The following is a 14037-nucleotide window of genomic DNA, read 5'->3' on the forward strand; positions in this document are numbered from 1 at the left end:
CTTTTGCGGTAGCCCCTTGCTTCGATAGGTTTTTCGCGGATCAGAGCAAGAGGCAGCATGGATCGCATCCGAATCGTCGGCGGCAACGAGCTCAACGGCACCATCTCGATATCCGGCGCGAAGAATGCTGCGCTGCCTCTGATGATCGCGGCGCTCCTCACAAAGGAGACGCTGATCCTCGACAACGTGCCGCGGCTTGCCGACGTCGCGCAGCTCCAGCGCATCCTCGGCAATCACGGCGTCGACATCATGTCCGCGGGCAAGCGGCCCGGCGACCGCGAGTACCAGGGCCAGACCCTGCACATCTCGGCCGCCGACATTATCGACACCACCGCGCCGTATGATTTGGTGTCGCGGATGCGCGCCAGCTTCTGGGTGATCGCGCCGCTGATTGCGCGCATGCATGAGGCGAGGGTGTCGCTGCCGGGCGGCTGCGCCATCGGTACCCGGCCGGTCGACCTCCTGATCATGGCGCTGGAGAAGCTCGGAGCGGAGATCTCGATCGACGGCGGCTATGTGGTCGCGAAAGCGCCCGGTGGCCTGCGCGGCGCCGACATCGCTTTCCCCAAGGTCACGGTGAGCGGCACTCATGTCGCGCTGATGGCGGCGACGCTTGCCAGGGGGACCAGCGTCATCACCAACGCCGCCTGCGAGCCTGAAATCGCCGATGTCGCCGCCTGCCTGAACAAGATGGGCGGGCGCATCACCGGCGCCGGCACGCCCTGCATCATCGTCGAGGGTGTCGACAGGCTTCATGGCACACGCCACACCGTGCTGCCGGATCGCATCGAGGCCGGCACCTATGCGATGGCGGTAGCGATGACCGGCGGCGAGGTGCAGTTGTCCGGCGCACGGCCGGAATTGCTGCAATCGGCGCTCGATGTACTCTGCGAAGCCGGCGCCACCGTCAGCGTCAACAATGACGGCATCCGCATCGGCCGCAACGGCGCCGGCCTTCGCCCGGTCAAGGTCACGACCGCGCCGTTCCCCGGCTTCCCGACCGATCTGCAGGCGCAACTGATGGCGCTGATGACCTGCGCCGACGGCGCGTCCGTCATCACTGAGACGATCTTCGAGAACCGCTTCATGCATGTGCAGGAACTGGCGCGGTTCGGCGCCAGGATCTCGCTCGACGGCGAGACCGCCACGATAAGCGGCACCGACAGATTGCGCGGCGCGCCGGTCATGGCGACGGACCTGCGCGCGTCCGTCTCACTGGTCATCGCCGGCCTTGCCGCCGAGGGCGAGACCATGGTCAACCGCGTCTACCATCTCGATCGCGGCTTCGAGCGGCTGGAGGAGAAGTTGTCGGCCTGCGGCGCGTCGATCGAGCGCATCAGGGACTGATATCGGCGGAACCGGTTCTGATCCAGGAGATTGCTTTCGGCATGATGCCGCCCGCACCACTCAAACTGATCGCACTCGATGCCGACGATCTCGCCGTGATCTCGGCGCATGTGCAGGATGCCCACGTGCAGGCCTCCGACATCGTCTGGCGCCAGGGCGAGAAGCGGCTCGTGGTCGGCATGTCCAGGCTGGATTGGGAGCAGACGCTGTCGGGCGAAACCGCCTCGCGCCGGCTGATCGCGGCGCTGCGCTTCGACCGCGTGCTTGCCTGCAAGTCGCGCAAGATCAACCTGGAGGCGCCGGACGCCACCCTGGAACTGCTCGGCATCGAGTTTCACCAGGGCGCCGCCCCCGGCGGCAGCGCTCTGCTCCTGTTCAGCCAGGGCGCCACGCTCCGGCTCGACGTCGAATGCCTGGAATGCGAATTGACCGATCTCGGCCCCGACGACCTCGGCACCGCGCCGGCAGTCCCGGAGCTGCCGTAGGGTGGGCAAAGCGAAGCGTGCCCACCATTCCGAGCACGCCGTTAGATGGTGGGCACGCGGAGCCTGTCATCGGGCGCGCGTTCGCGCGACCCGTTGGCTTTGCCCACCCTACGGGCCCGGGCCCCTTTGTCGGCCATCGAGGGTTGACGGCCCCTATCCGCCGCGCCATTGAGCAGGGACCCTGAATCCAAATTCAAGAACGCCCCATGCCCCTCCGCCTGGACCGAAGCAGCGCCGATTTCGAGCAGCGTTTTGCCGCCTTCCTTGCCGCCAAGCGCGAGGTGTCGGCCGATGTCGAGCGCGCCACGCGGGCGATCGTCGACGATGTGGTGGCGCGGGGCGATGCCGCGCTGATCGAGGCGACCCGCAAATTCGACCGGCTCGAGCTCGACGCCGCCGGCCTGCGCGTCACCGCGGCGGAGATCGATGCCGCGGTGACGGCCTGCGATGCCGCCACGGTCGACGCGCTCAAGCTCGCCCGCGATCGCATCGAGAGCTTCCATCAGCGCCAGATGCCGAAGGACGAGCGCTTTGTCGACCCGCTCGGCGTCGAGCTCGGCTGGCGCTGGAGCGCGGTCGAGGCCGTCGGGCTTTACGTGCCCGGCGGCACCGCGGCCTACCCGTCCTCGGTGCTGATGAACGCGGTGCCGGCCAAGGTTGCCGGCGTCCCGCGCGTGGTGATGGTGGTGCCGGCGCCCGACGGCAGGCTCAACCCGCTGGTGCTGGCGGCCGCCCATCTCGGCGGCGTCTCCGAGATCTATCGCGTCGGCGGCGCGCAGGCAGTGGCGGCGCTCGCCTATGGCACGGCCACGATCGCGCCCGTTGCAAAAATCGTCGGCCCCGGCAACGCGTATGTTGCCGCTGCCAAACGGCTGGTGTTCGGCAAGGTCGGCATCGACATGATCGCTGGCCCATCCGAAGTGCTTGTCATCGCCGACGACACCGGCAATGCCGACTGGATCGCCGCGGATCTCTTGGCGCAGGCCGAGCATGATACGAGCGCGCAATCGATCCTGATCACCGATTCTGCGCGGCTCGCCGCCGATGTCGAGCGTGCGGTGGAGGCGCAGCTCGCAACCCTGCCGCGCGCGGAAATCGCACGCGCCTCGTGGAATGATTTCGGCGCGATCATCCTGGTGAAAAAGCTCGACGATGCGGTGGCGCTCGCGAATGCGACCGCGGCCGAGCATCTTGAGGTTATGACTGCCGATGCGGAGGCGTTCGCGGCCAAGGTCCGCAACGCCGGCGCGATCTTCCTGGGCCCGCATACGCCGGAAGCGATCGGCGATTATGTCGGCGGCTCAAACCATGTGCTGCCGACCGCTCGCTCGGCACGGTTCTCGTCCGGCCTCGGCGTGCTCGACTTCATGAAGCGCACTTCGATCCTGAAATGCGGCCCCGACCAGTTGCGCGCGCTGGGGCCGGCCGCGATGACTCTCGGCAAGGCCGAGGGGCTGGACGCCCATTCCCGTTCCGTCGGATTGCGCCTCAATCTCTCATGAACAAGCCGCCCACTGAGGAGGACCCCAACAATCGCATCGTCGCGGTGACGCTCGATGAGGAATCGATCGGGCGTTCCGGGCCGGATATCGAGCATGAGCGCGCGATCGCAATCTACGACCTGATCGAACAGAACCTGTTCGCGCCGGCCGGCGCAGAGAGCGGGCCGTACACGCTGCACATCGCCATCACCGGCAACCGTCTGATGTTCGACATCCGGCGGGAGGACGGCACGCCGGTGGTGGCGCATCTGTTGTCGCTGACGCCGTTCCGGCGGATCGTGAAGGACTATTTCATGATCTGCGACAGCTACTACCAGGCGATCCGCACCGCGACGCCCGACAAGATCGAGGCCATCGACATGGGCCGCCGCGGCATCCATGACGAGGGCTCGCGCACGCTGCAGGAGCGGCTGAAGGGCAAGGTGCGGGTCGATTTCGAAACCGCGCGGCGGCTGTTCACGCTGATCTGCGTCCTCCACTGGAAGGGGCAGGACGCATGAGGCGCGCGCGGCCGCAATCCAACAAAGCTTGAGCGATGGGGGCGCCGCCCGCGCGCAATCCGCAGGCCGTATTGTTCGCATGCGGCCAGAACAGCGTGCGTTCGCCGATGGCGGCGAGCCTGCTGCAGCAGATGTTCCCGCAAGGGCTTTATGTGCGCTCGGCGGGCGTGAAAAAGGGCGAGCTCGATCCGTTCGCAGTCGCCGTGATGGGCGAACTCGGCCAGGATATCTCCGCCCACAAGCCGATCACCTTCGACGAGCTCGAGGATTGGGAAGGGCTGAACTTCGACCTCATCGTCACGTTGTCCCCGGAAGCCCACCACAAGGCGCTGGAGCTGACCCGCACGCTCGCCGCCGACGTCGAATACTGGCCGACCCACGACCCGACCGGCACCGAAGGCAACCGCGAGCAGAAACTGCAGGCCTATCGCGAAGTCTGCGACGGTCTCCTGACCCGCATCCGCCGCCGTTTTGCCAAGGCGGGTGCCACGAACGAGTAGGCGTATAATTGCCCACGTCGCTGCCACACACTCCGGGTGAGGGTCCCCGGTCTATCGAGAGACGAGCGCACGCGGAGCCAACCCCTCACCCAATCGAGTCCGCGTCCACCACCTGAGCCGCCCTCTCCCACAAGGGGCGAGGGCACATCAACTCCCACGGCAACCTTCTCCCCTTGTAGGAGAAGGTGGCGCGAAGCGCCGGATGGGCGATTCTCTCCGCACGCACAGGACGGCAGTCAGATGTCATCGTTGGCCGCGCGCTCACGGTTGCCCCCTTGTCGCTTCCCTGACAAAGAGCTGTGCTTATGGGGCGCGTACCCTCCTGATGGAAATGATTCGCAGCCGGGTTCCACGGTTGTGAAACAAGGCCCCTTCCGATAGGTTCCGCGCGCGCTTACCCACCCAATCCTGCTTCTTCCAAGAGCCTGCATGCTTGGCCGTCCCAAACTCGTTCTTGCTTCCGGCTCGCCGCGGCGGCTGGCCCTGCTCAACCAGGCCGGCATCGAGCCGGATGCGCTGCGTCCGGCCGATGTCGACGAGACCCCGCGGCGGGGCGAGCTGCCGCGCGCCTGTGCCAATCGTCTGGCGCGGGCCAAGGCCGAAGCGGCGCTGAAATCGGTGCAGCTCGACGACGACATCCGCGGCTCCTTCATCCTGGCCGCCGACACCGTGGTCGCGGTCGGCCGCCGCATCCTCCCCAAGGCCGAGTTGGTGGATGAGGCCGCGCAGTGCCTGAGACTGCTGTCGGGCCGTAACCACCGCGTCTACACCGCGATTTGCGTCGTGACCCCGAGGGAAGCGTTCCGTCAGCGGCTGGTCGAAACCCGCGTGCGTTTCAAGCGTTTGAGTGAGGATGACATCCAGGCCTATATCGGTTCGGGCGAATGGCGCAGCAAAGCTGGCGGCTACGCCGTGCAGGGCATCGCCGGCTCCTTCGTGGTCAAGATGGTCGGTTCCTACAGCAATGTCGTGGGCCTGCCGCTCTATGAAACGGTCACGCTGCTCGGCGGCGAAGGTTTTCCGATCCGATACGGCTGGCTGAACACCGCTACGGTTGGTTGAATGCCGGAACAGCGAAAACAGGCGGGCGCCGCGGAGGCGCCTGCGAAGGCCGAGAAGCCGTCCAGACCGTGCCCGATCTGCGGCAAGCCCGCCGAGCATGCGTTCCGCCCGTTCTGTTCCGCCCGCTGCCGTGACGTCGACCTCAACCGCTGGCTCTCCGGCACCTACATCGTCCCCGGCCGTGACGACCAGGCCGAGGAGGAATAGGTTAGATTTACCAATAAGTTGTGGAAAAGGCCGGTTCGATCAGGATCCCTCCGCCAGGCCGGGCTCGCCGCGCGGTAGCCAAAGGCGAAGGCGGGTGGACAGCGTCCCTCCACCCCACTATAACCCGCCCGCTCGCTCGGCCTTTTCCGGCCGTCTCGCGACCTGCCCAGGTAGCTCAGTTGGTAGAGCATGCGACTGAAAATCGCAGTGTCGGTGGTTCGATTCCGCCCCTGGGCACCAACGCTCCCACCGACATTTTATTGGGGTGGGGCTGCATCAGGGCGGCTAGGCGCCCGCGAACTTCGAAATGGATCGGATCGCCAGGCCTGATCCGCGGCGCGACGACGATGCTGTCAGTGAGTTCGCGCAGCTTGAGGCATGCAGCTTTGGCATCGGCAGCCGAAAGCGCTTTCGCGAGCTGCTCCACCGCATCGAGATAGACGGCGATAGTCGCCGGATGCAGGGTGATGACGTTCGCCTCGGTCGCCCGATCGATTTTGACCTAATAGAGCAGCTTACGTTGCCCTTCCACTTGCAACATCCCGACGCTCGATCTGCTCGCCTGCGTCAAAGCATCTTCGGGGCGCAAATGCGGGCGTCGCATTCTTCGCGCCATTGGTGCCGTTGAGGGTCATCGGCGGTCGATCAGGCCGCCAAGGCTTCGGACCGGGTTCGAAATACCACCGCGGTTGCCTACGCGATAATGCCAGAGCTGACGAGAAGAGGGCGCTGACCAGGTCGTTGCGGCCGGACCTATGGCAGCCGCCTTCGGATGAACAGTCCCCGTCGGGAGCACCGGCTTTCATTTCCAGGCAGCGCGGGGCCGCGGCGCTTTAAATTGCCTGTCACGCTGGCGACCCTTGAGCTGACCGCAAATCGCATTTCGCCGCTCATTCACCACCTTGATTGCATCGGGTGACCGCAGGCGATGGTTGACGGTGGAATCTTATGTTTCCTCCTCCGCCTGTTCGATCGCTGCAGGCATTTTCGCCACTGACATCAACGTGCGGGCGACCTGATTGAGCAATTGATCGGCGTTCTCTTCCTCCGCCAAGGACTTCGAGAGTAGCGCGACTATGGCGCTGTGCCGCAGTTGCTGAGCGAGGTTCTTTGCGGTGGTATAGGCCGACATCTCGTAATGTTCCACGCGCTGAGCCGCACCGATGAGTGCCAAGTCCGCGAGCGCGTCCTCCTTTTTCTCACCCTCGTCCATGACTTCCTGGCCTTCCTCGACCAGGCCCATCATGCCTTTGCAGGCCTTCGCTCGTGCGGTCTCCCCGAGCAGCGAGAAGCACCCGTTGAGCCGCTCAATCTGTTCTTCCGTCTCCATCAAGTGCTGCTCGAAAAGTTCTCGCAGGCGATCGAATCGGGCCGCCTTCGCCATTTTGGGAAGAGCCTTGGTGAGCTGCTTCTCCGCGTGCAGAATGTCTCGCAGTTCATGGACAAGCAGCTCGCTCACGCCCTCAGGGGCCGTCGGTGGGGAACTCTCGGTCTTGATCACGGTGGCCGTTTCGCCGTTGCCTTCGGGGAGCAGGGCCGGAGAGGCCATGAATTCCCAATCGCCGCCTTCGTTCCAAGGCCCGCGAGTATCGATCTCGCCTTCATCTCCAGCACCGGTCGAATCGTTGAAGAACTGATTCACGAGGCCCGGAGTCGGCGGGATCTTGCCAATCGAGAACGCGGGCTTCTTCATGCTCTCGAGCGCGGCAGCAAAGGCCTTCATGTGCGTGATTTCGCGAGTCATCAGGAACTGCAGTGCGTCCTTGCTGCCCGCATCGTCGCAAAAGTTGATCAATCGTTCATAGACGATCTTCGCGCGCGCCTCGGCCGCAATGTTGCTGCGGAGATCAACGTCCAATTCGCCGGTGATCTTCAGATAATCCGCCGTCCAGGGATTTCCCTGCGAATTGAACAGATTGACGCCTCCACCGCCTGCGATCGCGATCAATGGATCGGCCTCGGCCTTCTCACGATCGAACTTCGTCGGTTTAAGATGCATACGGGCGAGACAGCCGACGATCTCGAGATGACTTAATTCCTCCGTGCCGATGTCCATCAGCAGGTCCTTGCGATCCGGGTCTTCGCAGTTGAGCCCCTGGATCGAGTATTGCATCGCCGCCGCCAGCTCTCCATTCGCTCCTCCAAATTGCTCGAGAAGCATATTGCCGAACCGAGGGTCGGGCTCGTCAACGCGCACGGTATACATGAGCTTCTTGACGTGATGATACATGATGGGCCTCGCGGGATGCTGAAATACCTGCCCACAACTCTCCAGATTGAAGGACGTTCCTGAGCTCTCGATGCCAGCAATCCGAATGCTGCGCGAAAGGACGCTCACATAGTCAAGGCCCAATGAGAGGGCTACCAGATCGAAGGGCGCTGTATCATCAGCCAGAAAATGCCCATCACGGCGCCGAATGCCGGAAAGCCAAAGCTAAACCAGGCCCAGAACAGCCTATGATATCGCGAAGGCAGCGGCTTTCGTTCAGCTGCCGAGGCAGTCGCCAGGTTGCGCAGTTGCATCTGAATCCAGACAACTGGAAGCCAGAAGGCGCCCGTCACGAGATACAGGACTATCGATAGCACAATCCAGCTCTCGGTCAGCGAATATCCAGCCTCGTGCGCGAGCGCGATTCCGGTCAAGGGTTGTGCCACCACGGCCGTTGCCGTGAACAGGAAATCAGCGAGGACGACAATGCGAGCGATCGCCGCGACAATCACCGGGTCTCCGGTCAAGTGCGCGCGGAGCATGAAAAAAGCGATGCCGGCTCCAGTACCCAACAAAACCGCGGCTCCGATGAGGTGAACATATTTCAAAAGGAAATAGATCATTATCTTTCATCCACGATCGCAAGCGCGACCAGATGCAGCACGAAGATCGGAATGATCTTCAAGAGGGGACCAAGAGGCTCGATCCATAGCTCGGGCTGGAGAATGGTGCCGGACACCGCGTAGAACGCCGAAAGCGCCATCGCGCCGTAGAGTCCCTGCCGCGTGAGGGGGCGCCAAGCGATGCAGAGGCCGACAGCAATATCTGCAAGCGCGCCGGCAACAACCGATGGTACGGACAGCAGACCTGCCCCGGTGCCGCGCATCAGCTCCACCCCGCTCGGGTAACCTACCGTCAGTGAGATCACGCCGGTACAGATCCAGAAGAAAGACAAGACAATGAAAATGATCGCCTTGAGCAGATAAAGTCGGGCAAACCATTTTTCCTGGATGGTTGCGGGTTCGGCCGCCAGCGCCTCCGCCAGTGATCGAGGCGGGATGCCGGTGATCGAGATCCACCCCTGCGGGTCTCCCACGGCCCCTCTCGCAATTTCGCGCGCCGCATTGGTTCGTACCGGCGGCCGCCAACCTAGCGCTCCCGCAACATCGCCGAGCCAGTAGGTGAGCTTCGACAACGGATGCGGAATTACGAACGAGCGGGCCGACGACCAATCGTACCAGTTACGGTATCGCGCAATGATCTCTCCCATCTGCAGTCTTTCGGGGCCGGCGAGCTCGAGCGCCAAGCGGGCCGGAGCATTTTCTTTGAGAAAGAATAAGACGGTATCAACGACGTCGTCCAGCTGCACCACCTGAAGGGGCCGTGTATCGGGCATCAGCGGGACCCAAGGCAGACTGGCAAGTGAGCGGATCAAGGCGCTTGCGCCGAATGCTGGACGACCAAGGACCACCGATGGCCTGAGAATAACCCAATCGAGCTCCGTTGCCATCAAACGGCGATCGCCCTCGTACTTCGTTGAAGAAAAGGGCGATGGCTGCGCGCGATCGACGCCGATCGCAGAAAAATGGATAACGCGACGGACGCCACTTTTCTCACAGGCATCGAACAGGGCGCCAACTCCGGCTGCATGAACGCCCTCGGTATCCTCGCGCCTACCATCCTGCAGGACGCCTGCGCAATTCACGACTGCATCTATGTCCCTGAGAACTGACAGCCAGTCTTCCCGTTTTCGGGTGGATGCAATATCCAGCGTCACCCATTCAGCTATCGGCAATTGACGAGTTGCATGGCGAGCGAGCCCAATCACCTGATGCCCCTCGTGTGCGAGACGAGTCGCGACCGCAGATCCAATCAGACCCGTCGCACCTGAGACCACAATCCTCATTGGTTCTTTCAGCAGGTTTGCCGCCTGCTGCTCCAGGCACTTCACCAAGTCCAAGCCACACGTCAGCTCTCCGCCACGTTCTGCTCTCCAGGCCGCGCGCAAGCTGCCCTATCCAGACTGGTCCGCGAAGCGCCGGAACGTTCAGGAGCAGAGATTCCTGATGTCGACTTCATCCCGGAAGATTGTTTGGTGGCTCCTTTAGCTTGTCCAATTGTTCGGCTTCCGTCCGCAATTCCAGTTCCGCACGGCGCCAAAACTCCTCATCCCTGCCTTCGGGTCTCCCCGCAGCTTCCCATAGTCGATGCGCACGAACTCGGATTTCGTGGTCATTCGGATCCGCCATGGCTTGTCGCGCTCCGCTCAGGAGGGGGCCATTCCGCCCCACTGCTCGATCGGGCATTCCACCGCGGGATCGCCGTCGAGGTAGCACCTTGTCATCGGATGAAAATACGGACGACCGCCGAGTGTTCCCGAAGCTTCAGTCAGGCCGCTGATCTCGCGCGGCTCTGGCCCAGCCGCCTAGTGGGAGATCGAGGGCTTTCGTTGAATGCACCGTTTGACCCTATACTGGGAGGTGCAGGTGCGGCGCGACCTGAATGTTCTTCATCATCGCGAGACCAACAAAGGTTAGCTTTCCTCACCAGAAAAGCCCAACCATAGCAACCATGTAGGCGAGCAGCAGTTGAGCTTTCGAATGTGCCTCCGGCGCGAGAAATTGTTGCCATCTCGCTGATCGCATTCGCGAGTGAGGAGACATTGGAGAGAGGCAGGTGATGCGAAGACTATGACAAACTTCCTGAAACTTCCCACTTGGGCCGATAAAGCGCATGCCCTCGCGTGCCAAGGAGGAGCTTGCGCACTTCTTTCAAGCGACGGATGCGTTCGAGCCGAAAGTGCTTGAGTTTTTGAGTTGGCGTGGTCCCGATGACGCGATCAAGAGGATAAGACGCCTTTCCCGTTAAAGATCGGCCCCGGGCTCGGAGCTTCGGTGCAGATCCTTCTAGGAACAACCGCTATCTAGGTAGGTTTGTGACTAACATTCTCCGAAGAAAGGAAACGTCTATGGCTACGACAGCACGAGATATCTTCATTGTAGGCCTGCGCAATGCGCACGCGATGGAGATCCAGGCAAGGGAGCTGCTGGAGCGGCAGTCGGAGCGGCTCGACGAATATCCGGAAGTCAAATCCAGGGTAACCAGCCACCTCGATGAGACCAATGAGCAGCTCCGTCGGTTGGAGCAGTGCCTGGAGACCTACGGCGAAAGCACGTCGACCCTGAAGGATACGGCCCAGTCTTTCATGGCCAATATGATGGCGATGGGCCATTCGATGGCAGGTGATGAAATCCTGAAGAACACCTTTGCCAATGACGCATTCGAGCACTACGAGATCGCGTCATATAAATCACTTTTGGCACTTTGCAGGGCCGCGGGAGCTGATTCGGCTCGTCCGCTGCTGGAAGCCTCCCTCAAGGAGGAGGAGCGGATGGCGGACTGGGTCGAGGGGAATGTCGAGAAGGTCACGATGCAGTATGTCGACATTCAGGAGCGCCAGGCGGCTTGAGTCGCGGCCATGACTCTCAGCCGACCGGGCTGACGAAGATTGGCGACCCGAGGTTCGCCATCGCTGCGCAATACTCCTCGTCCAGGCAAGGAGCGGCCAAATGGACGCACGACACAACACAGTCCGGCAGGAGTCATCCGTGGAAGCCGGAAGCGGGCCTAAATATCACACTTACGCTAGTGCGGCGGTGATCGGTGCCCTGATCCTTGCAGCAACGGCGCTCGTGAACCGGCAACTAGCGGCGAATGCGGAGCAAGAAAATCCACCGGGGGGCGAGTTTCTCGAGATAGATGGCGTGCGGCTACACTATCTGGAGCGCGGCGCGGGCGATGTACTTGTCCTGCTCCACGGCAACGGCAGCATGATCGCCGATTTCGAAACAAGTGGCCTTTTGCAATTGGCGTCACAAACCTACCGCGTCATCGCGTTCGACCGCCCGGGATTCGGGCATACTAAGCGGCCACGCGGTGTTGTGTGGACCCCCGAAGCACAAGCCGAGCTCATTCAGAAGGCACTCGGAAGGTTGGGCATCTCTAATCCAGTGGTACTCGGACATTCATGGGGAGCTTCAGTGGCGGTAGCCCTTGCGCTGAAATTTCCCGATGCAGTCCGGGCGCTAGTGCTGGCTTCAGGATACTATTATCCGACCCCGCGGCTTGACGTCATGGTTAAGTCTCCGCCAGCCCTGCCCGTCATCGGAAGCGTCCTGAGCCATACCCTCTCGCCCGTTCTCAGTCGGTTGATGTGGCCGCTTCTAACGAGGAAGATATTCGCACCCGCACCGGTGCCGCCGAAGTTCAGGTACTTTCCCAAAGAGATGGCAATGCGGCCTTCTCAGATCCGAGCGGGTGCGGGAGAGGCGGCTTTGATGATTCCCGACGCCATCGTGTTCCGCAGGCAATATTCTGAACTCAAGATGCCCGTCGTGATCATTGCAGGCGAGGGCGATCGAGTTGCCAATATCGACGAACAATCGGCCCGGCTTCATCATGAGATAGCCCACAGTACCTTTCACCGCGTGAAGGGTGCGGGCCACATGGTGCATCAGAGCGCACCTGATCAGGTCATGATCGCCATTGGCGAAGCAACGACGCTTAGCTCGAAGCGCAGCGACAAGGCGACCTCTCTTCAACAGGCGGGGTAGCGAGCCATTTGCGAGGAAATCGAGCCGAGCTGATCAACGGCTCGCGTTCTCAGGCGACCAAACGCCCCTGACATTGTAACTCACGAGGCCGTGGTCGATCGCACGTGTGATGTTTCAGCCATCTTAACATACTTGAATGTAGCTCTGAAGCTCCCGCGATTAACTTTCGATCATGGAAGCCAAGCGCAAGCGCAATCGAGCCAAGCAGACCATTTCGCTCCAGGAGCGGCTGATCAGCTCGGCGCTCGCGGTCGCGCGAAATGTCTGTCGCCCGGCGCGGAGCGGGAAAAGCTGCTCCGGCAAGCGCGGCAAGCCGAGCGCGCTGGCGAGCTGAATGCGGTCCTTAGTTTGGGTCCATCGAAATAAGAGACGTGCAGGTGGATTTTCGCGAGCTCAAGGGCGGAGCATGGGCGAGTTTGCTGAACGTGTTCAAGCGAACATGGACATTGTCCTAGATGAGGTCTGCGCTGAGTGGCCGAATGGCGGCGACCACGAGAGCCGAAAATATATCGCCGAGCAACTCATCCAGGCCGCGCGCGGGGGCCAAACGACTCTCGGAGCGCTGACATACGTGGGCCGTCGAGCCCTCGTTCATTTCAACAACAAGCCGAAATCAGCCTGACGCGCTCGCACGTGGGGATGGTGCGGATAGCTCCGCCCCGGCAATGGCCGCGCGAGGGCGCCAACTCTTCTCTTTTGATCCCGAGGGAAATTGAATGTCCTCTCAAATATGTACAAGAAGGTATGTAACCTGCTGATAGGCACCCGCACCAATGAAGATGGCACAGACGGTTGGCGCCTGATCCCCAGGGATGCCCAAGTCCTGCATATCGATATTTCGCCAGAGGAGATCGGCCGCAACCATCAATCCGTGAGACTGTTAGGCGACGCGCGGGAGACACTGAATGCATTGACCGATGCACTTGCAGGCAGGGCGCTGAATCCTTCCCGCAGCCAGGCCGAGCTCGAGCGGTTCATCGCCGGAGCATGGGAGGCTTTCGAACGCGATCGTGCGCCCTGGCTGACCGACGCCTCACCGATTCGCCCGGAGCGGACTCTTGCTGCCATTCAGCGTCGCCTTGGTCCAGACACCATCGTCGTGCCCGACGCAAGTTACGCTTCGAGCTGGATCGTGGGCCAGCTTCGCACATCGCATCCGAGAACGCGCATCATCTCTCCGCGTGGTCTGGCAGGATTGGGCCGGGGACTGCCCCTTGCACTTGGCGCAAAGCTCGCGCGACCTGCGAGCGAAGTCATCGCCGTCGTCGGCGATGGCGGTTTCGGTCATGTCTGGGCAGAAATGGAGACCGCCGTGCGCAGCGATGTGCCAGTTACCGTCGTCGTACTCAACAATGGTGTCCTCGGCTATCAAAAGGATGCCGAGAAGGTGAAGTTCGGTCGCTATACTTCATCCGCCCATTTGCGGCAGGTGGATCACGCTCTCATCGCACGCGCGGTCGGCGCCCAAGGCCGGTCGTGTCATGGACCCGCGCGATCTCGACGCGGCCCTGGCCGAAGCGGCCAAGGCGCCGATGCTCAACCTGCTGGACATCATCGCCGATCCCGGCGCGCATCCGCCAGTATCGCTGTATGAAGGCACGCTTGACCGTAC

At 62.2% G+C, this 14037-nt stretch carries 15 protein-coding genes, 1 tRNA gene and 1 pseudogene; 13 read left to right on the forward strand and 4 right to left on the reverse strand.

Features of this window, described 5'->3' with window-relative positions:
* The first annotated feature begins 57 nt into the window (after positions 1 to 57).
* From murA to ACZIRK_RS07845, 10 genes and pseudogenes are all read left to right on the forward strand, one after another.
* The gene (murA, locus tag ACZIRK_RS07800) at positions 58 to 1347 is read left to right on the forward strand and encodes a UDP-N-acetylglucosamine 1-carboxyvinyltransferase (protein WP_130227585.1); all 1290 of its coding nucleotides are present in this window, start codon (positions 58 to 60) and stop codon (positions 1345 to 1347) included.
* Between the two features lie 41 nt (positions 1348 to 1388).
* Positions 1389 to 1832 (forward strand): DUF2948 family protein, encoded by a 444-nt coding sequence (locus ACZIRK_RS07805; protein ID WP_130227584.1) that lies wholly within the window; start codon positions 1389 to 1391, stop codon positions 1830 to 1832.
* A gap of 206 nt (positions 1833 to 2038) precedes the next feature.
* Positions 2039 to 3334, forward strand: coding sequence for a histidinol dehydrogenase (gene hisD / locus ACZIRK_RS07810; RefSeq protein ID WP_456640762.1), 1296 nt, complete (start codon positions 2039 to 2041; stop codon positions 3332 to 3334).
* Positions 3331 to 3834: a UPF0262 family protein gene (locus ACZIRK_RS07815; RefSeq protein ID WP_028164429.1), complete on the forward strand. Its 504-nt coding sequence runs from the start codon at positions 3331 to 3333 to the stop codon at positions 3832 to 3834. The genes hisD and ACZIRK_RS07815 overlap by 4 nt, the downstream gene beginning before the upstream one ends.
* Before the next feature lie 35 nt (positions 3835 to 3869).
* Positions 3870 to 4334 carry an arsenate-mycothiol transferase ArsC gene (locus tag ACZIRK_RS07820; RefSeq protein ID WP_028164430.1) on the forward strand — a complete coding sequence of 155 codons (465 nt, stop codon included), beginning with the start codon at positions 3870 to 3872 and terminating at the stop codon, positions 4332 to 4334.
* A 429-nt stretch (positions 4335 to 4763) separates the two neighbouring features.
* Positions 4764 to 5396, forward strand: a complete 633-nt coding sequence (locus tag ACZIRK_RS07825; RefSeq protein WP_028164431.1) for a Maf-like protein — start codon at positions 4764 to 4766, stop codon at positions 5394 to 5396.
* Positions 5397 to 5603 (forward strand): DNA gyrase inhibitor YacG, encoded by a 207-nt coding sequence (yacG, locus tag ACZIRK_RS07830; protein ID WP_130229817.1) that lies wholly within the window; start codon positions 5397 to 5399, stop codon positions 5601 to 5603. It begins immediately after the preceding gene.
* 164 nt (positions 5604 to 5767) lie between these two features.
* A tRNA-Phe gene (locus ACZIRK_RS07835) sits at positions 5768 to 5843 on the forward strand.
* 67 nt (positions 5844 to 5910) lie between these two features.
* Entirely contained in the window at positions 5911 to 6231 is a 321-nt protein-coding gene (locus ACZIRK_RS07840; protein ID WP_130229816.1) for a hypothetical protein, read from the forward strand.
* Between the two features lie 180 nt (positions 6232 to 6411).
* Positions 6412 to 6522, forward strand: a pseudogene (locus ACZIRK_RS07845) (metallophosphoesterase family protein); the annotation flags it as partial.
* Positions 6523 to 6549: 27 nt separating this feature from the next.
* Here ACZIRK_RS07845 and ACZIRK_RS07850 read toward each other — a convergent pair.
* From ACZIRK_RS07850 to ACZIRK_RS07865, 4 genes are all read right to left on the reverse strand, one after another.
* On the reverse strand, positions 6550 to 7833 hold the full coding sequence (locus ACZIRK_RS07850) for a DUF892 family protein (RefSeq protein WP_463327130.1): 1284 nt from the start codon (positions 7831 to 7833) through the stop codon (positions 6550 to 6552).
* 131 nt (positions 7834 to 7964) lie between these two features.
* Positions 7965 to 8435 carry a DUF2269 family protein gene (locus tag ACZIRK_RS07855; RefSeq protein ID WP_028164435.1) on the reverse strand — a complete coding sequence of 157 codons (471 nt, stop codon included), beginning with the start codon at positions 8433 to 8435 and terminating at the stop codon, positions 7965 to 7967.
* Entirely contained in the window at positions 8435 to 9718 is a 1284-nt protein-coding gene (locus ACZIRK_RS07860; protein ID WP_130229818.1) for an SDR family oxidoreductase, read from the reverse strand. Before ACZIRK_RS07860 ends, ACZIRK_RS07855 begins: the two co-directional genes overlap by 1 nt.
* 169 nt (positions 9719 to 9887) lie before the next feature.
* A complete protein-coding gene (locus ACZIRK_RS07865; RefSeq protein WP_456640799.1) occupies positions 9888 to 10118 on the reverse strand; it encodes a DUF2934 domain-containing protein in 231 nt (76 codons plus the stop codon).
* A 662-nt stretch (positions 10119 to 10780) separates the two neighbouring features.
* On the opposite strand from ACZIRK_RS07865, the gene ACZIRK_RS07870 reads away from it, so the two are divergent.
* The 3 genes from ACZIRK_RS07870 (at position 10781) to ACZIRK_RS07880 (ending at position 14019) form a co-directional block, all read left to right on the forward strand.
* On the forward strand, positions 10781 to 11281 hold the full coding sequence (locus tag ACZIRK_RS07870) for a ferritin-like domain-containing protein (protein ID WP_130229814.1): 501 nt from the start codon (positions 10781 to 10783) through the stop codon (positions 11279 to 11281).
* Between the two features lie 139 nt (positions 11282 to 11420).
* On the forward strand, positions 11421 to 12425 hold the full coding sequence (locus ACZIRK_RS07875; RefSeq protein ID WP_474417633.1) for an alpha/beta fold hydrolase: 1005 nt from the start codon (positions 11421 to 11423) through the stop codon (positions 12423 to 12425).
* A 712-nt stretch (positions 12426 to 13137) separates the two neighbouring features.
* Complete coding sequence (locus ACZIRK_RS07880) at positions 13138 to 14019, forward strand: thiamine pyrophosphate-dependent enzyme (protein ID WP_130229812.1); 882 nt, start codon at positions 13138 to 13140, stop codon at positions 14017 to 14019.
* Positions 14020 to 14037: the final 18 nt, after the last annotated feature.

The sequence above is a fragment of the Bradyrhizobium sp. Leo114 genome, from assembly GCF_055229415.2.